At 71.2% G+C, this 20258-nt stretch carries 22 protein-coding genes; 7 read left to right on the forward strand and 15 right to left on the reverse strand.

From position 1 onward, the window contains the following. A complete protein-coding gene (locus AC0NH5_RS01255) occupies window positions 1–849 on the reverse strand; it encodes a MerR family transcriptional regulator (protein ID WP_474398855.1) in 849 nt (282 codons plus the stop codon). Between the two features lie 77 nt (window positions 850–926). Here AC0NH5_RS01255 and AC0NH5_RS01260 point away from each other — a divergent pair, with 77 nt between their 5' ends. After that, window positions 927–1994 carry an ATP-dependent DNA ligase gene (locus tag AC0NH5_RS01260; RefSeq protein ID WP_474398856.1) on the forward strand — a complete coding sequence of 356 codons (1068 nt, stop codon included), beginning with the start codon at window positions 927–929 and terminating at the stop codon, window positions 1992–1994. A 239-nt stretch (window positions 1995–2233) separates the two neighbouring features. Further along, complete coding sequence (locus AC0NH5_RS01265) at window positions 2234–3760, forward strand: alpha/beta hydrolase (protein ID WP_474400305.1); 1527 nt, start codon at window positions 2234–2236, stop codon at window positions 3758–3760. Here AC0NH5_RS01265 and AC0NH5_RS01270 read toward each other — a convergent pair. Then, the gene (locus AC0NH5_RS01270; RefSeq protein ID WP_474398857.1) at window positions 3711–4169 is read right to left on the reverse strand and encodes a potassium channel family protein; all 459 of its coding nucleotides are present in this window, start codon (window positions 4167–4169) and stop codon (window positions 3711–3713) included. The two genes, AC0NH5_RS01265 and AC0NH5_RS01270, sit on opposite strands and share 50 nt — an antisense overlap. Window positions 4170–4225: 56 nt before the next feature. On the opposite strand from AC0NH5_RS01270, the gene AC0NH5_RS01275 reads away from it, so the two are divergent. Then, entirely contained in the window at window positions 4226–4684 is a 459-nt protein-coding gene (locus AC0NH5_RS01275) for an N-acetyltransferase family protein (RefSeq protein ID WP_474398860.1), read from the forward strand. Here the strand turns inward: AC0NH5_RS01275 and ligD are convergent. The 3 genes from ligD to AC0NH5_RS01290 all read right to left on the reverse strand — a co-directional run bounded on the left by ligD (window position 4681) and on the right by AC0NH5_RS01290 (window position 6892). Next, window positions 4681–5709: a non-homologous end-joining DNA ligase gene (gene ligD, locus AC0NH5_RS01280; protein ID WP_474398863.1), complete on the reverse strand. Its 1029-nt coding sequence runs from the start codon at window positions 5707–5709 to the stop codon at window positions 4681–4683. The genes AC0NH5_RS01275 and ligD overlap by 4 nt on opposite strands. Before the next feature lie 76 nt (window positions 5710–5785). Then, window positions 5786–6304, reverse strand: a complete 519-nt coding sequence (locus AC0NH5_RS01285; protein ID WP_474398865.1) for an LPXTG cell wall anchor domain-containing protein — start codon at window positions 6302–6304, stop codon at window positions 5786–5788. A gap of 99 nt (window positions 6305–6403) precedes the next feature. Then, window positions 6404–6892: a hypothetical protein gene (locus AC0NH5_RS01290; protein ID WP_474398867.1), complete on the reverse strand. Its 489-nt coding sequence runs from the start codon at window positions 6890–6892 to the stop codon at window positions 6404–6406. A 64-nt stretch (window positions 6893–6956) separates the two neighbouring features. On the opposite strand from AC0NH5_RS01290, the gene msrB reads away from it, so the two are divergent. Then, the gene (msrB, locus tag AC0NH5_RS01295) at window positions 6957–7361 is read left to right on the forward strand and encodes a peptide-methionine (R)-S-oxide reductase MsrB (RefSeq protein WP_474398869.1); all 405 of its coding nucleotides are present in this window, start codon (window positions 6957–6959) and stop codon (window positions 7359–7361) included. Here msrB and AC0NH5_RS01300 read toward each other — a convergent pair. From AC0NH5_RS01300 to AC0NH5_RS01325, 6 genes are all read right to left on the reverse strand, one after another. After that, window positions 7342–9717 (reverse strand): hypothetical protein, encoded by a 2376-nt coding sequence (locus AC0NH5_RS01300; RefSeq protein ID WP_474398872.1) that lies wholly within the window; start codon window positions 9715–9717, stop codon window positions 7342–7344. The genes msrB and AC0NH5_RS01300 overlap by 20 nt on opposite strands. Continuing rightward, a complete protein-coding gene (locus AC0NH5_RS01305) occupies window positions 9717–10685 on the reverse strand; it encodes a glycosyltransferase family 2 protein (protein WP_474400307.1) in 969 nt (322 codons plus the stop codon). The genes AC0NH5_RS01300 and AC0NH5_RS01305 overlap by 1 nt, the downstream gene beginning before the upstream one ends. Before the next feature lie 155 nt (window positions 10686–10840). Continuing rightward, entirely contained in the window at window positions 10841–11320 is a 480-nt protein-coding gene (locus AC0NH5_RS01310; protein ID WP_474398874.1) for a dihydrofolate reductase, read from the reverse strand. Next, window positions 11317–12114: a thymidylate synthase gene (locus AC0NH5_RS01315; RefSeq protein ID WP_474398877.1), complete on the reverse strand. Its 798-nt coding sequence runs from the start codon at window positions 12112–12114 to the stop codon at window positions 11317–11319. The genes AC0NH5_RS01310 and AC0NH5_RS01315 overlap by 4 nt, the downstream gene beginning before the upstream one ends. 27 nt (window positions 12115–12141) lie before the next feature. Then, window positions 12142–12747, reverse strand: a complete 606-nt coding sequence (gene wrbA, locus AC0NH5_RS01320; RefSeq protein WP_474398879.1) for an NAD(P)H:quinone oxidoreductase — start codon at window positions 12745–12747, stop codon at window positions 12142–12144. A gap of 66 nt (window positions 12748–12813) precedes the next feature. Then, complete coding sequence (locus AC0NH5_RS01325; protein ID WP_474398882.1) at window positions 12814–13089, reverse strand: isoamylase early set domain-containing protein; 276 nt, start codon at window positions 13087–13089, stop codon at window positions 12814–12816. Window positions 13090–13173: 84 nt separating this feature from the next. On the opposite strand from AC0NH5_RS01325, the gene AC0NH5_RS01330 reads away from it, so the two are divergent. Further along, complete coding sequence (locus AC0NH5_RS01330; protein ID WP_474398884.1) at window positions 13174–13620, forward strand: GNAT family N-acetyltransferase; 447 nt, start codon at window positions 13174–13176, stop codon at window positions 13618–13620. Here the strand turns inward: AC0NH5_RS01330 and hemQ are convergent. The 3 genes from hemQ to hemE are packed head-to-tail and all read right to left on the reverse strand — an operon-like array spanning window position 13617 to window position 16798. Continuing rightward, window positions 13617–14318, reverse strand: coding sequence for a hydrogen peroxide-dependent heme synthase (gene hemQ, locus AC0NH5_RS01335; RefSeq protein ID WP_474398886.1), 702 nt, complete (start codon window positions 14316–14318; stop codon window positions 13617–13619). The genes AC0NH5_RS01330 and hemQ overlap by 4 nt on opposite strands. Then, window positions 14315–15715 carry a protoporphyrinogen oxidase gene (gene hemG, locus AC0NH5_RS01340; protein ID WP_474398888.1) on the reverse strand — a complete coding sequence of 467 codons (1401 nt, stop codon included), beginning with the start codon at window positions 15713–15715 and terminating at the stop codon, window positions 14315–14317. Before hemG ends, hemQ begins: the two co-directional genes overlap by 4 nt. Before the next feature lie 48 nt (window positions 15716–15763). After that, window positions 15764–16798 (reverse strand): uroporphyrinogen decarboxylase, encoded by a 1035-nt coding sequence (gene hemE, locus AC0NH5_RS01345; protein WP_474398891.1) that lies wholly within the window; start codon window positions 16796–16798, stop codon window positions 15764–15766. 82 nt (window positions 16799–16880) lie between these two features. On the opposite strand from hemE, the gene AC0NH5_RS01350 reads away from it, so the two are divergent. Then, the gene (locus AC0NH5_RS01350) at window positions 16881–17453 is read left to right on the forward strand and encodes a DUF3000 domain-containing protein (RefSeq protein ID WP_474398894.1); all 573 of its coding nucleotides are present in this window, start codon (window positions 16881–16883) and stop codon (window positions 17451–17453) included. A gap of 172 nt (window positions 17454–17625) precedes the next feature. Here the strand turns inward: AC0NH5_RS01350 and AC0NH5_RS01355 are convergent, their stop codons facing one another. After that, the gene (locus tag AC0NH5_RS01355; RefSeq protein WP_474398897.1) at window positions 17626–18816 is read right to left on the reverse strand and encodes a S1C family serine protease; all 1191 of its coding nucleotides are present in this window, start codon (window positions 18814–18816) and stop codon (window positions 17626–17628) included. A 145-nt stretch (window positions 18817–18961) separates the two neighbouring features. Here AC0NH5_RS01355 and AC0NH5_RS01360 point away from each other — a divergent pair, with 145 nt between their 5' ends. Beyond that, window positions 18962–20254, forward strand: a complete 1293-nt coding sequence (locus AC0NH5_RS01360; protein ID WP_474398899.1) for a ribonuclease D — start codon at window positions 18962–18964, stop codon at window positions 20252–20254. The last annotated feature ends 4 nt before the right edge of the window (window positions 20255–20258 follow it).

A 20258-nucleotide genomic window follows, 5' to 3' on the forward strand; every position in this document is an offset into this window, starting at 1 on the left:
TCACCCTTCGATCGGCTGCACGACGTGCACGAACGGATCGGTCCCGGCCAGCCGGTCCCATTGGTCGAGGTAGATCTCGCGCGGCGGGGCGGCGTGGGCGAACCCGGCCTCGGTGACGTGCTCCCACACCGCCTCGTAGGCCCGCATGATCCGCGGGTAGAAACAGTCGTCCCGAGCGACCGTCGCGTAGGCCACCAGGTGCTCCGGCTCCATCCGGATGACCAGGCGCTCGACCGGCTCCACCGAGCCGGTGTAAGGGACGCACACCTCGATCTCGGCCTCACTGTCCGGAGTGACCGGCCCGTGGTAGATCACCCAGTGCTCCGCCGTCGTCCCGGCGCCCTGGTCCTCCAGGTGACGCCGGATCTCCCACTCGAGCCGGCCCGCGGTGCTCACGAGCATCTGCTGGTCGACCTCGGTCCGGACGGTGGCCACCTTGCGCGAGGGACGGACGTTCACCCGGACGTCATAGGTGAGGTCCGGCTCGCGGCCGTGCGCCAACCGGGTGCGCAGCCATGTGTAGCTGTCGCGCCGGGTGGCGACCGCGGCCTCCTCGGTGCTCCACCAGCGGTCCAGGCGGCGCACCGCCTCCGCATCGGGCAGGTCGACGAGATCGGTGATGAGGGCCAGCGACATGCCGAGCCGGCGCAACAGGCTGATCCGGCCGGCGCGGTCGAGCTGATCCGGTGTGTAACGCCGGTAGTTGCTCTCCGCGTCCACCTCGGCGGGTGGCAGCAGGCCGGACGCCTCGTAGAGCCGGAGCGCCTTGATGGACAGCCCGGCACGCCGGCCGAACTCGCCGATGGTCAACCATTCGATCCCCCGCGATCCGATCCCCCGCGATGTCATGACACCGATGATGGGGGCTGCCCCAGGGGACGAGTAAAGGGACTTCCGCCGGCGAAGTTTCCGGGCACACTGAGCGCATGCAGCTGCCGCTCAACCCCCCGGTCAAGCCGATGCTCGCCAAGCCGGTCGCCGAGATCCCGCCCGGCCAGGTCTACGAGCCCAAGTGGGACGGATTCCGGTCGATCATCTTCCGGGACGGTGCCGAGGTCGAGATCGGCAGCCGCAACGAGAAACCGATGACCCGATACTTTCCCGAGGTGGTCGAGGCCGTCCTGGCCAACTTCCCGGAGCGCGCCGTGATCGACGGCGAGATCATCGTCGCGGACACCGGGCGCAACACCCTCGACTTCGAGGCGCTCCAGCAGCGCATCCACCCCGCCGCCAGCCGGGTGAAGCTGCTCTCCGAGCAGACGCCGGCCAGCTTCGTCGCCTTCGACCTGCTGGCGCTCGGCGACGAGGACCTCAGCGAGCGGCCGTTCGGTGAGCGGCGCGACCGCCTCGTCGAGGCTCTGCGGGACGCGAAGCCGCCGGTCTACGTGACGCCCGCCACCGACGATCTGGACACCGCACGGCGCTGGTTCGACCAGTTCGAGGGCGCCGGGCTGGACGGATTGATCGCGAAGGCGACCGACCTCACCTATCAGCCGGACAAGCGGGTGATGGCCAAGGTGAAGCACAAGCGCACGGCGGACTGCGTGGTCGCCGGCTACCGGGTGCACAAGTCCGCCGAGAACCGGATCGGCTCGCTGCTGCTCGGGCTCTACGACGAGCGCGACATGCTGGTCTCGGTCGGCGTCATCGGCTCCTTCCCGATCAAGGTGCGCGAGGAGCTGTTCGAGGAGCTTCAGCCGCTCGTCACCGGGTTCGAGGGGCACCCGTGGGACTGGGCCGCCCACATGCAGGGCGAGCGCACCCCGCGGAAGAACGAGGTGAGCCGGTGGAACAACGGCAAGGACCTGTCCTTCACCCCGCTGCGCCCGGAGCGCGTCGTCGAGGTGCGCTACGACTACATGGAGGGCGTCCGGTTCCGGCACACCGCCCAGTTCGAACGGTGGCGGCCCGACCGTGAGCCGCGCACCTGCACCTACGAGCAGCTCGAGCGACCGGTCCGCTTCGACCTGGCCGAGGTGCTGACCAGCCGCTGACCGGCAGGCGGTCCATCGCCGCCACCCGCAGGGCAGCCGGCCGCCGCCACAGAAGCCGCCCGGCCGAAGAAGAAGCCAACGGCGGCAGCGCGAGCCGACGGCCGCAGGAGGAGCCGCCGGCAAGGAGAACGGCGTGTCCAGGAAGTGCCCAGCCGCCGTTGACCGGCGCGTCAGAAAAGACCGGATAGGGTCGTCTCGTGCATCGTCGTTCCCGTTCGGTCGCCGGTCTCGTCACCGCGATGACCCTCGTCCTCTCCGGCTGCACCCTGCCGACGTTCGCGCCGAACGGCGCTCAGGAGCCGGCCAAACCGAACGGCGGCGCGGGCACCGCCTCGTCCCCGGGCGCGCAGGCCCGATGGCGCCCGTGCCCCGAGGTGCCGCGTGACCTGGTCGGTCAGGCCGCGAGCGGGATGACCTATGAGTGCGCCACCGTCGCCGTCCCCCGGGACTGGGCGAAGCCGACCAGTGGCGACACCTATGAGATCGAACTGCTCCGGGTGCGGTCCAAGACGCAGAAGAACCGGATCGGTTCCCTGCTGCTGAACCCGGGCGGCCCCGGCGGCTCCGGGGTGGACCTCGCCGTCTACCTCTCGTTCGGTCAGGCGCTGGGCGGCCTGCCCACCGAGATCACCGACCGTTTCGACGTCGTCGGCTTCGACCCGCGGGGGGTCAGCCGGTCCAGCCCGGTGAAGTGCATCAGCGACAAGGACCAGGACGCCAGCTTCGGCGCCGACCCGGACCCGGTGAGCCAGGCCGACTTCGACGCGTTCGCCGCGCTCAACAAGCGGATCGCCGACGGGTGCGCCGCGGAGTACGGCGAGCAGCTACCGCTCTTCTCCACCGAGCAGGCCGCCCGCGACCTGGACGCGCTGCGGGCCGCGGTCGGCGACCCCAAGCTGACCTACCTGGGCTATTCGTACGGCACCCTGCTCGGCGCCACGTACGCCCAGTTGTTCCCGCAGAACGTCCGCGCCCTCGTGCTGGACGGCGCGGTGGATCCGACCGAGGGTTACGTGCAGGGTTCGGAGGCGCAGGCCAAGGGCTTCGAGCGGGCGTTCACCAACTTCACCGAGTGGTGCGCCGACACCCCGGCGAAGTGCCCGATCGCGCCGGACGCCCGTGGCGCGGTGACCGACGCGCTGGCCAAGGCGGAGAACTCACCGGTCCGCGGTCCCGACGGCCGCGAGGCCACCCCCGGCTGGATCTTCATCGGGCTGATCTCCTCGCTGTACACCGAGTCGGGGTGGGCCAGCCTGGCCACCGCGATCGACGCCCTGCAGCGCGGGAACGCGAAGGGCATTCTCGATCTCGGCGATCAGTACACGGAGCGCCGGCCGAACGGCACGTACACCAATCTGTTCGACGCGAACCTCGCGGTGAACTGTGCGGACACCGACGGCGCGCCCAGCGTCGAGGAGATCCGCCGGTTGCAGGGCGAGTGGCGCCGCAAGTACCCGCTGTTCGGCGCGGCGCTGGCGGTCGGCATGCTGCCCTGCTCGTACTGGACCGGCAAGCGCGACCCGTACCCGGCCGGCCCGGCCACCGGCTCGCCGGAGATCCTGGTGGTGGGCACGACCGGTGATCCCGCCACGCCGTACGAGAACACCGCCGATCTCGCGAAGATGCTGGGTGTGGGCCAGGTGCTGACGTGGGAGGGCGAGGGCCACACCGCGTACCCGACCACCGATTGCATCCGGGACGCGGTGGACGGGTACCTCATCGATCTGCGGATGCCCCGGGAGGGCCTGCGGTGTCCGGCACGTTGACGCCCTGACGTGCCGCCATGGCCTCGAGCAGCGCCCGCACGTGCCGCAGGTTCTGTTTGAGCTCCTCCTGCTCCTCGTGCCGGAAGGCGTCGGTGTCCACGATGAGCTTGCTGGCGAAGTGTGCGGTGATCAGCGGGATCACCAGCAGCACCATGGCGGAGATGAGCAGCCCGGCCATCACCCGGGCCTGCCAGGTCTCGGGCGAGATGTCGCCGTAACCGACGGTGGAGGCGGTGACCACGGCCCACCAGATCGAGTCGCCGAACGTGGTGTCCGGTTCGAAACGGTTGTAGAGGGTGCCGCAGACCAGGATCAGAACCGAGTACGCGAGGAGCAGTTTCCGCGGCGAATTGGCCAGCCAGACCAATCCGCGGTAAACGGCTCCGAACGGCGCGAGCAGCGCATTCATAGCGTCATGGTGCCCGAGGCCGGCGCGCCGCGACAGCCCCTGGCAAGCTTTGGATCATGCAGATCCGGATCGCCACCCGTGCCGACGTCCCCGCCGTCCTGGCCTTGCTCGCCGACGACGACCTCTCCCGGCAGCGGGGGTACGGCGTCGTGCCGGAGGAGGTGGACGCGGCGCTGTGGGCCGCGTTCGAGGCGATCGACGCGGACGACCGCAACGAGCTGCTGGTGGCGGTCGAGGACGACGAGGTGATCGGCACCTGCCAGCTCACCTTCATCCCGGGCCTGAGCCGCGGCGGCGCCGAGCGGATGCAGATCGAGGCCGTCCGGATCCGCTCGGACCGGCGCGGCGGGGGCCGCGGCGCCGAGCTGATCCGGTGGACGATCGAGCGGGCCCAGCAGCGCGGCTGCCGGTTGGTGCAGCTCACCACCGACAAGAAGCGCACGGACGCGCACCGCTTCTATGCCGGCCTGGGCTTCGTCACGAGCCACGAGGGAATGAAGCTGTCGCTGCCCTAAGGCTGGCGCTGCGCTTTCAGGTCGCGGTCCTTGGACGGCTGCACCCGCTTGGGTTCGCCGGGCATCTTGGGGTGGTCCGGCGGGTACGGAAGGTCGCCCTGCCCCGCCTTCTCGTCGCGCTCGACCCACTCCAGCAGCGGGGTGATGTCGTGCGCCACGTCGTCGATCCCGGCGTGCGCGTCACCGACCGAGGCGATGCGGGCGGGCACGGTGCGCAGGTCGAAGTCGTCCGGCTCGACCTGGCCCAGTTCGTCCCAGGTCACCGGGGTGGAGACGGTGGCCCGGGCGTTGGCGCGCAGCGAGTATGCGCAGGCGATGGTTCGGTCCCGGGCCATCTGGTTGTAGTCGAGGAACACCTTCTCGCCGCGTTCCTCCTTCCACCAGGAGGTGGTGATCCGGTCCGGGTGACGCCGTTCCACCTCCCGGGCGAGGGCGATGGCGGCCCGGCGGACCTCGACGAACGACCACCGCGGCGCGATCCGGACGTAGACGTGGACGCCGCGGCCGCCGGAGGTTTTCGGGTATCCCGTCCAGCCGAGGTCGGCGAGCACCTCACGGACCACGCCGGCGGTCGACACCACGTCGCCGAAGTCGGTGCCGGGTTGCGGGTCGAGGTCGATGCGCAGCTCGTCCGGCTGGTCGGGGGCGGCGGCGCGCACCGGCCAGGGGTGGAAGACCACGGTGCCCATCTGTGCGGCCCAGGCGACGTGGGCGAGGTCCGCGGGGCAGAGCTCGTCGGCCGTACGCATGCTGGGGAATGTGATCTTCGCGGTCTTGATCCAGGTGGGGACGCCGCGGGTGGCGATCCGCTTCTGGAAGAACGTCTCCCCGCCCAGCCCGTCGGGGAAGCGTTGCAGCGTGGTGGGACGGTCGCGCAGTGCCCGCAGGATGCCGTCGCCGACCGCACGGTAGTAGTCGAACACGTCCCGCTTGGTGTAGCCCTTCTCCGGGAACATGATCTTGTCGGGACTGGTCAGGCGCACGGTGTGGCCGGCGATCTCGAACTCTTCCGCGGCGGTCGGCATAACTGAAGACCATAGGCCTCACGACGCCCGAAGGCCGCCCGGTGAGCCGGACGGCCTTCGAAGGGGACGCCGATGCTCAGGCGTTGCGACGGCGGCGCGTGTACCAGACCGCCGCGCCACCCGCCGCGACCAGCAGGCCACCGATGGCCAGCGTGCCGGTCAGCGGGGCGCCGGTGACCGGCAGGGTGCCCTCGGACTTGACGCCACCGGGCGTGATGGTGCTGGGGGCCTCCGGCGCCACCGATTCCGAGGCGACTCCCACCGGCGTGGAGGGCGTCACGGCCGGGGTGCTGGGGGTGCTGGAGATGCCGGGCGTCTCGCTCGGGCCGTAACCGGGGTTGCCGCGCGTGGGCGTGTCGTCCGCCGTGTTGGTGGGCGTCGCCGCGGTGTCGGCGGGCACCTCGGCCACGTCGCCGCCGTAACCGGCGTTGCCCCGCGTGTCCGCGGTGGGCTCGGGGCTGGTCATGACCGCCGGGTAGCCGGCCTGGACAGCGGGCTCAGCCGCCGTGGCCGGGGAGCCGGTGAAGGCGAGGGCAGCGAAGACGGTGACGCCGGCCGCCGGGAGTCCAGCGGCCAGTCGACGCGAAAAGCTCATGAGGAGTATCCGTTCTGTTGCGAAAGGTACGGTTGCATGGTCGCACGGGAGCTTAACGGTAATTGCCCGTTTTACCCGTAAACATCCCCCGGCGGGTCATCAACTCGGAACTCCACCAAAACGGTGACTCCGCCACAAATGGGACAGAGCGAACACCTTGAGCTCGAACTGGGGATCAGCTGCGAAAAGGCCTCCGCTGTACGGGGCGAGCAGCTGCACGCTGGCCCCGGAGTCCAGGTAGACCGAGACCACGTTGCGGCTCCCCCGGCGCTCGGCGCGCAGGTCGACGACGTGGTCCCAGTCGGCCAGCCCCTCACCGAAGACCGACGACATCCGGATGCCGCGGGCCTCCACCACCACGCCGGAACGACGCCCCGTCACCAGCCCGATCAGTGCTCCCAGCAGCAGCGGCACGCCCACCAGCAGCGGCCAGATCCAGTCCGGCGGCCCGCCCGGCGGGGGCCACGCGAGCGTCACGATCACCCCCGTGGTGACACTCGCCACGGCGCTCAGCGCACCGAGGTAGAGACCGTGGCCGAGGACCTGCTGCGAGGTCGGCCGGAACGTCGCCGGGGATGCAGCTTCCATAGAGGTTCCAACCCCGGTGATCATGGCTGTCGGCGCACCCCGCGTGCGACGTACCGTGGATGGCATGGCAACCGATGAGACCACCCTGCCGACCACCGAGGACGAGTGGCGGATCCGCCTCTCCCCGGCCGAGTTCCGGGTGCTGCGCGAGGCGGGCACCGAGGCGCCCTTCAGCGGTGAGTACGTGAACACCAAGACCGAGGGCGTCTACGACTGCCGCGCCTGCGGCGCCCAGCTCTACGCCAGCGACACCAAGTTCGACTCGCACTGCGGGTGGCCGTCGTTCGACGACGCCATCCCGGGCGCGGTCAAGGAGATCGAGGACCGCGGCCACGGGATGACACGTGTCGAGATCAGGTGCGCGCGCTGCGACTCGCACCTGGGCCACGTGTTCCGGGGTGAGGGCTTCACCCCGAAGAACACGCGGCACTGCGTCAACAGCTTGTCGATCAAGCTGGACCCGGCGTGACCTCGTAGATCGTCACGTTCCCGGCTCTGAACCGTTCGGTCGCGTACCGGGCCAGCTCCGGGCTGGCCCGGGTCTCGGCCGTGCGCATCGGGTCGGGGACCAGGGTGGGGCTGACCGCGACCAGCCACCGCACCCCGTGCTCGGCGGTGAACGCGGCCACCCGCTCGGCGGTGGGCTCGGTGAAGACCTTGTCGTTGGCCTCCAGCAGCTCCGGCTTCCAGAACTTGCTGCGGTACAGCGTGCGGTCCCAGAGCCCGCCGGTGGCGAAGGCCGGCTCGGTGTAACTCCAGCCCTCGATGATCACCTGCCGCTCGGAGAACGCGGCCAGCCAGAAGTCGCGGCTGTCGCACCAGTCGAAGTCGAGCCGGCAGTGGCTGTTCGTCGCCACCAGGTCGCGCGGATCCGAGTTGTCCCGCAGCCACCGGGACGCGTCGATGGCGCCCGGCGGCATCGCCAGGACGTTGCCCGGCGCGACGATGTCCCGCTGCGACTCGCCGGAGATCAGCCGGTCCCAGAGCGGCCGGGCGTTCGCCACACCGCTGGCGACCGCGATGCTGGCCACGGTCAGCGCGGCCACGGCCACGGTCTGGGCCCGGCCCAGCCGGGCGAAGCGCGCCGCCACCGCCAGCAGGACCACGATGACCGCGAGCACACCGAGGATCACCAGATAGGGCTTGACCGCCTGGCGCAGCGACAGACTGTCGACCGGCTCGTCCGGGGCGTTGTTGCCGAGAGTGCCCCGCACGATCAGCAACAGGGCGACACTCGCCACGATGCCGGCACCGGACAGCAGGAAGAACTTGCGCGGCAGCCGCTCCCCGGCGGGAAGCAGCGCGGCGAGGCCGACAGCCGCCAGGATGCCGAAGTACGGCGCCGCGGAACGGCCGAAGTACGACTGGCTCAGGCCCGGGTGGGCGAGGATGTAGAGCGCGCCCAGGCCGGAGATCGCGAAGCCGAACATCACGTGCACGATCGGGTCGGTGCGCCACTTCCGCCGCAACAGGCCGACCATGCCGGCCCAGCCCAGCAGCACCGCGATGAGGGCCACCACGGTCAGCACCACGATCGGCTTCCACGGGTTCTCCGGCGTCTGCGGGCCCATCACCGCCCGGCCCAGCACCGTGTACTTGACCGTCTGCAGCGGGTTGATCTCGGTGCCCTGCGAGCCGGAGCCGTAGAGGACCACCTGCGCGAACGCCATCCAGGCGCCGCAGATGAGCAGCGCGTAGAGCTCCACGCCGGGCCGCTGCCGCAGCAGCACCAGGCGCAGGAACATGGCGAGCCCGAGACCGCAGATCAGCATCGGCAGGAACGTCGCCTTGGCACCGGCGAGGGCGCCGACGAAGGCGATCAGAACCAGCCATGGTACGGGCTTGCGCAGTTGCCCGGGCTCGGCGCGGAACAGGTCGCACAGCACGTAGACCACCGCGACGCAGAACAGGGCGGCGAAGGTCTGCGACGCGCTGACCCAGAGGTTGTCGAGGAAGTACAGCGGGTCCATCGGCCGGCCGGTCCAGCGCAACGGCAGGACCACCGTGCCGAGGATCATCAGCGGGATCGCCAGGTTGCCCGGCCACCAGCGTCCGGTGATCCGGTGCACCAGCGCCAGGATCAGCAGCAGGAACGCCGCGAAGATCGGCACCGGCATGAGCCGCATGATCATCGTCTGCGGTTCGATCCCGGTGATCCAGCTGGCCGCCGCGCCGTGGGCGTACGCGTACCAGTGGTAGAGCAGGTCCGTGCCGTGCAGCCAGGGCGTGTTCAGCGGCACGTCGTTCTTGAAGACCCCGACCAGCGCGAACTGGAACGGGAAGTCCATGTGCATGGCGGCAGAGACCGGCTCGTTCAGCGAGTTGTACCGGAAGATCGAGAATGCCGCGGTCCACATGGTGAAGGTGGTGGCCAGCGCCGCGGTCCAGGACGCGCCCAGCGGCAGCCGCTCGCCGTTGCCCCGCCAGAACCGGCGCAGCCCGGGCACCGCCGCGAAGGCGATCAGCGTTGCCGCCGGCCAGACCAGCACTGCAAGCGGGACGTCAGCCGCGCGCGCCACCAGGTAGACCGGGAGTTCCACCACGAAGCCCACCGTGGTGCCGAAGGCCGCGTCGAACGGCAGGTGACCGGCCCGGCCCTGGAGGGCACGCCAGATCAGCGTGCCGGGCAGGGTCACGCAGCCGAGCGAGTACACGGCGAACATGACCTGGTCGACGTCGGAGACGCCGTAGTACCGCATCGTCACGACGATGACGGCGAGCGTGAAGATCAGAGCGAGCCAGCCGGCCGACGGCAGCCTTCGCCGGGCGGCCGAATCCGTGGTGCCGGGGTCGACGTGCGCGTGCTCGGCCAGCTGGGTCACCATCAGCCGTGCGTGACCAGGTGCGTCGGCTCCACCTCGGTGGCGTCCGCCTTGCGGGCGACGACCTGCTCCTCCTGGTCGGTGTCGAAGGCGACGAGGAAGCTGGGCCGGCGCTGCGTGGCCGCGTAGATCCGCCCGATGTACTCACCGAGCAGGCCCAGGCAGATCAGCTGCACCCCGCCGAGCAGCAGCACGGCGATGTAGAGCGAGGTCCAGCCGGGAACGGTCACGCCGAAGGCCCAGGCGGAGATGCCGCTGACGATCAGGCCGAGGCAGATCATGAAGGTGACCAGCCCGAGCCAGGTGGCCACCTTGAGCGGTGCCGCCGAGAAGCTGGTGACGCTGTCCACGCTCAGCTTGATCATCTTGTGCAGGGGGTATTTCGTCTCGCCGGCGACCCGCTCGGCCCGGACGTAACCGACCTCGCCGCTGGGGAAGCCGAGCGACGGCACCACCAGCCGGTAGACCGGCTGCTGCTCGGCCAGGTCGTTGAGGGTGTCCACGACCGGGCGGCTCATCAGCCGGAAGTCGCCGGCCTGGCCGCTCACCCACGGGCCGACCAGCTTGCGCATCAGCCAGTAGTAGACGCCGGCGGTGTTGCGCTTGAAGACAGTGTCGGTGCTGCGGTCGTTGCGGACGCCATAGACCACGTCGAGGTCCTCGTCGCGGGCCTTCGCCAGCATCTCGCCGATCGTCTCGGGCGGGTCCTGCAGGTCGGCGTCGATGCTGACCACGTAGTCGCCCCGGGCCGAGCGCAGCCCGGCGGAGAGGGCGGACTGGTGGCCGACGTTGCGGCGCAGCTTCACCACTCGCAGCTGCGGCCAGTCGGCGCGCAGCTCCAGCAGGCGCGGCACAGTCTCGTCGCGGCTGCCGTCGTCCACCGCCACGACCTCGTAGGTGACGCCGAGCCCGTCCAGCACCGGGCGGAGGCGGGCCACGAAGTGGTCCACCGCTTCCCGCTCGTTGTACATGGGCGTCACGACCGACAAGGTCAGAGCGCTCAACGCGAAATCACGCCGCATGACTTCTGTCCCCCACTAAAGCTTCCGCCGGAACGTGAAGACTCCTCGGCGGCCCAATGGACGAGAAGGATACATACCTCCCGCTGGTCCCGGCTTGGGCCTCCCTATGTATTTCGGCGCACCAGGTCCTCGACCACGTAGCGCTGACCGCCGGCCACGGTGAGCCACCCGGTGGAGGCCGAGGCGACCCACTCCGGGCCGAGGTCCGGCGCGTAGGTGTCGCCCTCCACATCGAAGTCTATGGTCGTGCGGACGATGTGCGAGGCCCGAGGCAGGAACGCACGGTAGATCTCGGCGCCGCCCATCACCCAGAAGTCGTCCCCGGTGACCTCATCGGGTGAGTGGGCGACCTCCGCACCGGCCGACTTCCAGTCCGGATCGCGGGTGAGCACCACGTTGCGCCGCCCCGGCAGCGGACGGACCCGCTCGGGCAGCGAGTCCCAGGTGGCCCGCCCCATCACCACGGTGGCGTTCATCGTCCGTTCCTTGAACATCCGCTGCTCCCCCGGCAGGCGCCAGGGGATGGCGCCACCGGCGCCGATCACGCCGTTGCGCGCCTGCGCCCAGATCAGGTGCACGCTCACACCGCCACCGGCGCCTTCAGCCCCGGGTGGTGCCGGTAGTTCACGACCGTGAAGTCGGTGTACTCGTAGTCGAACAGGCTGGGCCGCGGCGCGATCTCCAGTTCCGGGAACGCGTACGCCTCCCGGCTCAACTGCTCGGTCACCTGCTCCACGTGGTTGTTGTAGATGTGGCAGTCCCCGCCCACCCAGATGAAGTCCCCCGGCGCCAGCCCGGCCTGGTCCGCGATCATCCGGGTCAACAGCGCATAGCTCGCGATGTTGAACGGCACCCCGAGGAACAGGTCGGCGCTGCGCTGGTAGAGCTGGCAGGAGAGCCGGCCGTCGGCCACGTAGAACTGGAACAGCGCGTGACACGGCGCCAGCGCCATGTCCGGGAGGTCGGAGACATTCCACGCCGACACGATCATCCGGCGCGAGTCCGGATCGCTGCGCAGCGTCTCCAGCAGCGCGGAGATCTGGTCGACGTCGCCGCGCGACGAGGGCCAGGAGCGCCACTGCGCCCCGTACACCGGGCCCAGCTCGCCGGTCGGTGACGCCCACTCGTCCCAGATCGTCACCCCGTGGTCGCGGAGGTAACCGACGTTGGTGTCACCCCGCAGGAACCACAGCAGTTCCACGGCCAGGGACTTGAAGTGCACCCGCTTCGTCGTGATCAGCGGGAACCCCTGCGACAGGTCGTATCGCAGGCGCTCGCCGAACAGACTCCGCGTCCCGGTTCCGGTGCGGTCGCTCTTCGGCGTGCCGGTCTCCAACACGCGGCGGAGCAGTTCTTCGTATTGGGTGTCGACGGCCATGGCCAGAACCGTATCGCCCGGGACGGCTCAGCCGCGCAACCGTCCCGCGATCGTGACGACCCGGCGCGCCAGGTGGTCCAGCGCCGCGAACTGCACGTCGGTCAGCGGTGCGTCGTTGCTGCCGCCGGTCACGTGGGACACGCCGTACGGGTTGCCGTCGGCGAACTTGAGCGGGTCGGTGTAGCCGGGCGCCACCACGAGGCCACCGAAGTGGTAGATCGTGTTGTAGAGCGCGAGCAGCGTCGACTCCTGGCCGCCGTGCGCGGTCATGGTGGCGGTGAACCCGGCGTACGCCTTGTCGGCCAGCTGGCCCTGCGACCACTGCGGGCCGAGGGTGTCGAGGAACTGCTTCAGCTGGCTGGCCACGTTGCCGTACCGGGTCGGCGTGCCGAAGAGCACCGCGTCCGCCCAGACCACGTCGTCCGCGGTCGCCCGGGGCTCGTCCTTGGTCTTGTCGAAGTGCTGGCTCCAGGCCGCGTTCGACGCGATCGCCTCGGCCGGCGCGAGCTCGTTCACCTGGCGCAGCCGCACCTCCGCGCCGGCTTTCTCGCCCGCCTCCCGCAGCCGCTCCGCCATGCGGTGCACGGTTCCGGTCGACGAGTAATAGATGATCGCGAGCTTGACGTCCGCCACGGTGTCTCCCCAGAAAGATTTGCCTGTCGGGTCAAGCAAATCTCCTCGGCGGGGGACGTGAAACCTTTATAGGTGGAGTTCGCTGCCCCGCGGCCCGACCCCGTCGGCCTGCTCGTCGTCGAACCAGACGCCGTCGGTGGCGAGGTACCGGAAGGCGTACCGGCCGGGCTCCAGCGGGACGCTCACCGTGCGGGTGCCGTTCTTGCGCGCCTGGAGCTCGTGCTTGCCGGGCTGCCAGTCGTTGAAGTCACCGACCACGCTGACCGTGCCGGCCGGCTCGTCTGCCGGGAGCGCGAACGTCACCCGGGTCTTGCTGCCGAACAGCTTGCTGCGCTTGATCATGACGTCCTCTCCACGGATGGCCCCTCAATCGGTATAACGGCAGGACCGGCTGAAAGGTGAGGACACGCCGCGTATCTTGTGGCGATGCATCCGGAACCACACGATGAGCTGCGAGTCGCCTCGTTCCGTGACCTCGACACCACAACGCTGTACAGCATCCTGAAGCTGCGTTCCGACGTGTTCGTGGTCGAACAGGACTGCGCGTACCCGGACCTGGACGGCCGGGACCTGGAGCCCGGAACCCGGCACCTGTGGTTCGAGCGGGACAAGGCTGTCCGGGCGTACCTGCGGGTGCTCCAGGACGGCGGCACCGAACGGATCGGGCGCGTCGTCACCGCGCCGGACGCCCGCGGCAACGGGCTGGCCGGCCGGTTGGTCACCGAGGCGCTGACCGTCATCGGCAACCGGCCCAGCGTGCTCGACGCCCAGGCGCACCTGAAGGACTTCTACGCCCGTTACGGCTTCGAGCAGACCGGGCCGGAGTTCCTGGAGGACGGCATCCCCCACGTGCCGATGCGAAAGGTCCCTTAAGGCAGGTTCGCCACAAGCTCGCTGACCGAGCGCCGGCGGCCCGTGTAGAACGGGACCTCTTCCCGCACGTGCCGCCGCGCGCCGGACGCCCGAAGGTCACGCATCAGGTCCACGATGCGGTGCATCTCGTCCGCCTCGAACGCCAGCATCCACTCGTAATCGCCGAGCGCGAACGACGCCACCGTGTTGGCCCGCACGTCCGGGTACGGCCGGGCCATCTGCCCGTGCTCGGCCAGCAGCTGCCGGCGTTCGGCGTCCGGCAGCAGGTACCACTCGTAGGACCGCACGAACGGGTACACGCAGATGTACGCCCGGGCCTCCTCACCGGCCAGGAACGCCGGCAGGTGGCTGCGGTTGAACTCGGCCGGGCGGTGCAGGGCCATCTGCGACCAGACCGGCTCCAGGTGCCGGCCCAGACCGGTGCGCCGGAACAGCCCGTACGCGTCCTGCAGCGCGTCCGGCGTGCTCGCGTGCCACCAGACCATCACGTCGGCGTCGGCCCGCAGCCCGGACACGTCGTAGGTGCCGCGGATCGTCACGTCCTTGCCACCGAGCTGCTCGAAGAGGGCGTCGACCTCACCGGCCAGCTCGTCGCGGAGTGCCGGCAGCGGCGTAGCGGCCCGGAACACCGACCACATCGTGTACCGGATGGTCGCGTTCAGCTCGTTGATCCGCGCCGCGTTGGTCTGCTCGCTCATCTTTCCTCCAGGTACTTGCCCACATCGTCGGCCGCACGCTCACCACTTGCCACACACACCGGGATGCCGACGCCGTCGAACGCCGCCCCGGCCAGCGCCACTCCCGGCGGCAGAGCCGCCCGGGCCCGGGCCACCCGGCCGGCGTGTCCCGGCGCGTACTGCGGCAGGCCGCCACCCCAGCGCTGGATCCAGAACTGCTCCGGCTCCGGCAGCTCCACCCCGGCCAGCCGGCCCACCTCCGACAGCGCCCGCCGGAACAACGCCTGGTCGCTCGACTGGAGGTGCTCCTCCTCGCCGGCCCGCCCCAGCGACGCCCGCACGATCACCGGACCGTCCGGCCGGGCCAGGTGCGGCCACTTGGCAGTGAAGAAGGTCGCCGCCTTGACCAGCGTGCCCTCCCCCGGCGGCACCAGGAACCCGGACAGCTCCGGAAGCTCGGTGCCCGGCGGGAACGCCATCGCGGCGAGCGCCACACTCGCGTACTCCAAGGTGGAGATCGCCTGCGCCGCCTCCGGCGCCGCGTCCGTCAGCAGCCGGGCGGCCGGCTTCGCCGGAACCGCCAGGATCACCGCGTCGACCTCGTCGGTCTGCGGCATCGGCGCCGGGCCGAGCGTCAGATGCCAGCCCCGCGCGGTACGCGTGAGCACCCGCACCGGAAGCCCCAGGCTGATCCGGGCCCCACCGGCCGACGCAGCCGCGGCCACCAGCCGGCTCATCCCGCCGTCCACCGCCGCGAACACCGGCCGCCCCGGCGTCCGCCGCGACTGTGCCTGCGCCGCCCGGACCGCGTCGCGCAGCGTGTGCGCCGTCTCGGCGGTGCGCGCCAGCTGCGGCATCGTCACGCGCAGCGACAGCCGGTCGGCGCGGCCCGCGTAGACCCCGCCGAGCATCGGGTCGACCAGCCGGTCCACCACCTGATCGCCGTACCGCGCGCGCACCAGCTCACCGACCGCCACGTCCTGCCCCGGCGCCAGCAGCGGGGCGCCCAGGTCGCGGTCCGCGTCCGAGGCAGGCAGCGCCACCCCGTCCAGTGCCGACAGATCACCGGGGACGCCGACCAGCGTCCCGGCCGGGATCCGGGTCAGTTCCCCGCCGATCGACAGCGCGGCCGGCCGCGGCGCGGGATGCACCAGCGCGTCGCCGAGACCGAGCCGCCGGGCCAGGGCGACGGCCGCCGAGTCACCGCCGTCGGGCGCGCCGGCCAGGAACGACTCGGCGCCCCGCTCGACCGGCAGACCGGCCAGCTCGCCCGTGCGGAGTTTGCCGCCGAGGGCGCCGCCCTGCTCGTACACGATGATCTCGGTGTTCGCGGTGACGCGGTCCCGCAGGCGCACGGCGGCCGCCAGACCGGCGATGCCGCCGCCGATGACCGCGATCCGCTTTCGCACGTTTCTCACACTCCCAGGCCGGCCCCGCGCCCGCTCGCCGGGGTCCGCCACTGTGACCTAGCGGGCCGAGGCCTCGTGGACCAGCGCCACCAGCCGGGTGAGGACGTCGGGATCAGTCTCCGGCATCACGCCGTGACCGAGGTTGAACACGTGACCCGGCGCCGCGTGCCCCTGCTCCAGGACCCGCCGGGCCTCGCGTTCCACGACGTCCCAGCCGGCGAAGAGGATCGCCGGGTCCAGGTTGCCCTGCACCGCCTTGTCCGGCCCGATCTGCCGGGTCGCCACGTCCAGCGGCGTCCGCCAGTCGACCCCGACCACGTCGGCGCCGGCCTCGCCCATCGCCTCCAGCAGCACCGCCGTGCCCACCCCGAAGTGGATCCGCGGCACGCCGGCATCGGCCAGCCCGCTCAGCACCGCAGCGGAGTGCGGCAGGACGAACCGGCGGTAATCCGCCTCGGAAAGCGCCCCGGCCCATGAGTCGAACAACTGCACCGCGCTGACGCCGGCCTCCACCTGGGTGCGCAGGAACGTCAGCGTGATCTCGGCCAGCCGGGAGAGCAGGGAGTTCCAGAGCTCGGGCCGGCCGTACATCATCGCCTTGGTCTTCAGGTAGGTCCGCGACGGACCACCCTCGATCAGATAACTGGCCAGCGTGAACGGCGCACCCGCGAAACCGATCAGCGGTGTCGTCCCCAGCTCACCGACCAGCATCTTCACCGCCTCGGCGACGAAGTCCACATCGGCCGGCGTGATCGGCCGCAGCCGGGCCAGATCCGACTCGGCACGCACCGGCTCGGCCACCACCGGGCCGGTGCCGGCCACGATGTCCAGGTCGATGCCGGCCGCCGCGATCGGCACCACGATGTCGCTGAACAGGATCGCCGCGTCCACCCCGTGCCGGCGCACCGGCTGCAGCGTGATCTCGGTGACCAGATCCGGTCGCCGGCACGAGTCCAGCATGCCGATCCCCTCGCGGATCCTGCGGTACTCGGGCAGCGAGCGCCCGGCCTGCCGCATGAACCACACCGGCGTGTGCGGGCCGTCCAGCCCACGGCACGCACGAACGAAAGGGGAATCCTCGAGAACGGTCACCGAGTCATGGTGACACGTGAGTGAACCGGCCCGGCGGCGCGGCGACCACGGACCAACCGGTAGATCGGCATACCCTTCCCCTATGGCGTCCCCCTCCGCTGCCCCCGAGGCGTTCACCCGCGCGGTGGCCGACTTGCGCGCGGAATCGCCGCGGCCGGAGATCCTCCTCGAGGAGATCGCCGCGCCCCAGCGCCTCGCGCCGTACTCGTTCGCCCTGAGCGCCACCGTCCTGCGCGGCGGCGACGAGGTCGCCAGCGGGCGGCTCATCCTGCTCCACGAGCCCGCCGGCCACGAGGCCTGGCGCGGTGATCTGCGGCTGGTGACCCTGGTCACCGCCGAACTCGAGGCCGACCTGGCCACCGACCCGCTGCTGCCCGCCGTCGCCTGGACGTGGCTCACCGACGGCCTGGAACAGCACGCCGCGGCACACACCGCGATCGGCGGCACCGTCACCCAGACGGCCTCCACCCGCTTCGGCGAGCTCGCCGGCCCGGCCCCGACCGCCGATCTCGAGGTCCGCGCCTCGTGGACCCCCACGTCCGGGAACTTCGGCGCCCACCTCCGCGGGTGGTGCGCGATGCTCTCGTCGACGGCGGGCCTGCCACCGCCCGGCGTGTCGTCGCTCGCCGACCGCCACCGCGCCCCGGCCTCCTGACGCCACCTCCGCGCCACCTCACGCCACGACTGAGCCGCACTCTTGGCGCATTTCTGGAAACCTTTTTTGTACGCTCGGGACTGGTCCCGTGGCTACCACGCGAGCTGCCTGCCCGGTCCGGGCCGCAGCGCGGCCGCCGGGCTGAAGTGGGTGGGCACCCCGCAGGCCCGGCTCAGTTGTTGCCGCAGACGTCCATCGTGTCGCAGGCCGTCTCGATCGGGATGGCCAGGCCGATGCCCTCGGCGTCGCGAGCCTTGGCGGTGGCGATGCCGACCACCTGCCGGCTGGAGTTGACCACCGGGCCGCCCGAGTTGCCGGGGTTGATCGGCGCGTCGAACTGGATGGTGGGGCCGGCCTGGTCGTCCGGGCGGTAAGCGCTGATCACGCCGGTGGTCACCGAGTCGTCGAGGCCGAGCGGGGCGCCGATCACGACCACCTGCTGCCCGGGCTTCACCTCGCCGGCGGCGGGGGCCAGGCCCTTGATCTCGCGGTCGGTGCGGAGCAGCGCGAGGTCCTTGGCGGCGGCGACCTTCACGATGGTCGCCTCGATGCGGGTGGTGCCGCGTTCCAGGGAGACCTGCCGGTCGCCGCTCTTGAAGACCTCTTCGATCACGTGGTAGTTGGTGAAGAGGTTGGTCTCGCCGCTGCCGGTCCGGCCGACGGCGAACGCCGTGCCGGTGAACTCGCCGGCGCGGACCCGGAAGACGCTGGGCAGCGCGGCCGCCGAGATGCCCTCCGAGTCGAAGACCTTGGCGAGCTGCCGTTCCAGGTCCTGGGTGCGGCCCTGCGAGCCGGCGACCGCGTCGGCCAGCTCCCCGCTTCGGTTGATCATGCTTTCCACCCGGAACGCCTGCCAGCCGGAGACCAGCAACAACGCCGCGACCAGGCCGATGATCAGCAGGCGGCCGCGACCGCCGCGGCCGGTCGCCTCGGCGCGCGGCGAGGGCTGGGCCCCGGCCCACTGCTGCTGCGGCTGCGCGGCGGCCCATTGCCGGTCGTGACCGGCCCACTGCTGGTCATGCTGTCCGGCGGCCCGCTGCTGGTCGTGCCGCGCGCCCGCCCATTGCTGATCCTGCTGCCAGTGCCGGCCCTGGTGCTGCGGTTCCGGCCAGTGGGACTGCGGCTGCGCCTGCGGTTGCTGCCACTGCTGCTGGTCGGGTTGCTGCCACTGCTGCTCCTCGGACCGGGACCACCGGTCCGGCTGCGCCCACTGGTCCGCCGGCGACGTTCCCGCCCACGGGTCCTGCTGGGGCTGGTCCCGCGGCTCGGCGTACCCGGTGTCCCAGGAAGTCCGCCCTCGCCCCTCCGCACGGTGTCGGTCGGAACCGTTGGCGGGGGTGAATGGCTCGTAAGTGGCGGACATCCGGCGCGGCCTCCCCAGGTTTCGGCGCTGCGACAGGTGATACGCAGCAGAACGCCGAGCGGATGAGGTCAGTTGAAAGATCGAGAAATGACGCGCCGGTACCCGGCTGCGCGCGGCAAGGGCACCACCCCCGTACGGTTACGGAGTGACCGACGAAGCACCCCTGCGCCGTCGGGACTCGCCGGACACAGCAGACGGACCGCACGCAGTGCCGCCCGACCCGAATTCTGGCGGTCCCGAGGCTACCCCGCTGACCGCGCCCCGCGAGGGCACCCCGCGTCCGGTGGAGACCGAGGCCGAGCTGGCCGAGGTGGTCTCCCGGATGGCCGCGGGCACCGGACCCGTCGCGGTGGACGCCGAACGAGCCTCCGGCTATCGCTACACCCAGCGGGCCTACCTGGTGCAGCTGCGCCGGGCCGGGTCCGGGACGGTGCTGCTCGACCCGCTGCCGCTGGAAGACCTGCGCACGCTGGACGCGGCGCTGGCCGACACCGAGTGGGTGCTGCACGCCGCCAGCCAGGACCTGCCGTGCCTGGCCGAGCTGGGATTCCGGCCGCGCCGGCTGTTCGACACCGAGCTGGCCGCGCGCCTGGCCGGGTTCGAGCGGGTGGGCCTGGCCGCGCTCACCGAGCAGCTGCTCGGCTTCTCGCTGGAGAAGCACCATTCGGCGGCGGACTGGTCGACCCGGCCGCTGCCGGAGTCCTGGCTCACCTACGCCGCCCTGGACGTCGAGCTGCTCACCGAGCTGCGCGACATCCTCGCCGCGGAGCTGGAGCGGCAGGGCAAGACGGCGTGGGCGGCCGAGGAGTTCGCCGCGCTGGTGGCGAGCGCGGACCGGCCGCCCCGGGTGCGCCCCGACCCGTGGCGCCGCACCTCCGGCATCCACCGGGTGCGCGGTGCCCGGGCCCAGTCCCGGGTGCGGGCCCTGTGGTACGCACGGGACACCATCGCCGCCCGCCGTGACTCGGCGCCCGGCCGGGTGCTGCCGGACTCGGCGATCGTGGCCGCGGCCGAGGCGGATCCGAAGGACGAGCGCACCCTGCTCGCCATTCCCGGGTTCGGCGGCCGCTCGGTGCGCCGGCTGGCCAAGATCTGGCTGGACGCGCTGGATCAGGCCCGTTCGCTGCCGGACGACGCGCTGCCGGTGAACCAGCCGGTCGACGGCCCGCCGCCGCCGCACCGCTGGGCCGAGCGTGACCCGGTCGCCGCCGCCCGGCTGATCCGGTGCCGCGCGGTCGTGGTCAGCACCGCCGAGAAGCACAACCTGCCGCCGGAGAACCTGGTGAGTCCGGACTTCGTCCGGCGTCTGGCCTGGTCGCCGCCGGACGAGGTGAGCGAGCGGACGGTGAGCGACACGCTGCTCGGTTTCGGTGCCCGCAACTGGCAGGTCGGCCTCCTCGGCGAGCAGCTCGCGGAGGCGCTCGCCGAACCGGCCTGACAGC

This window comes from Actinoplanes sp. 13 (assembly GCF_056134165.1).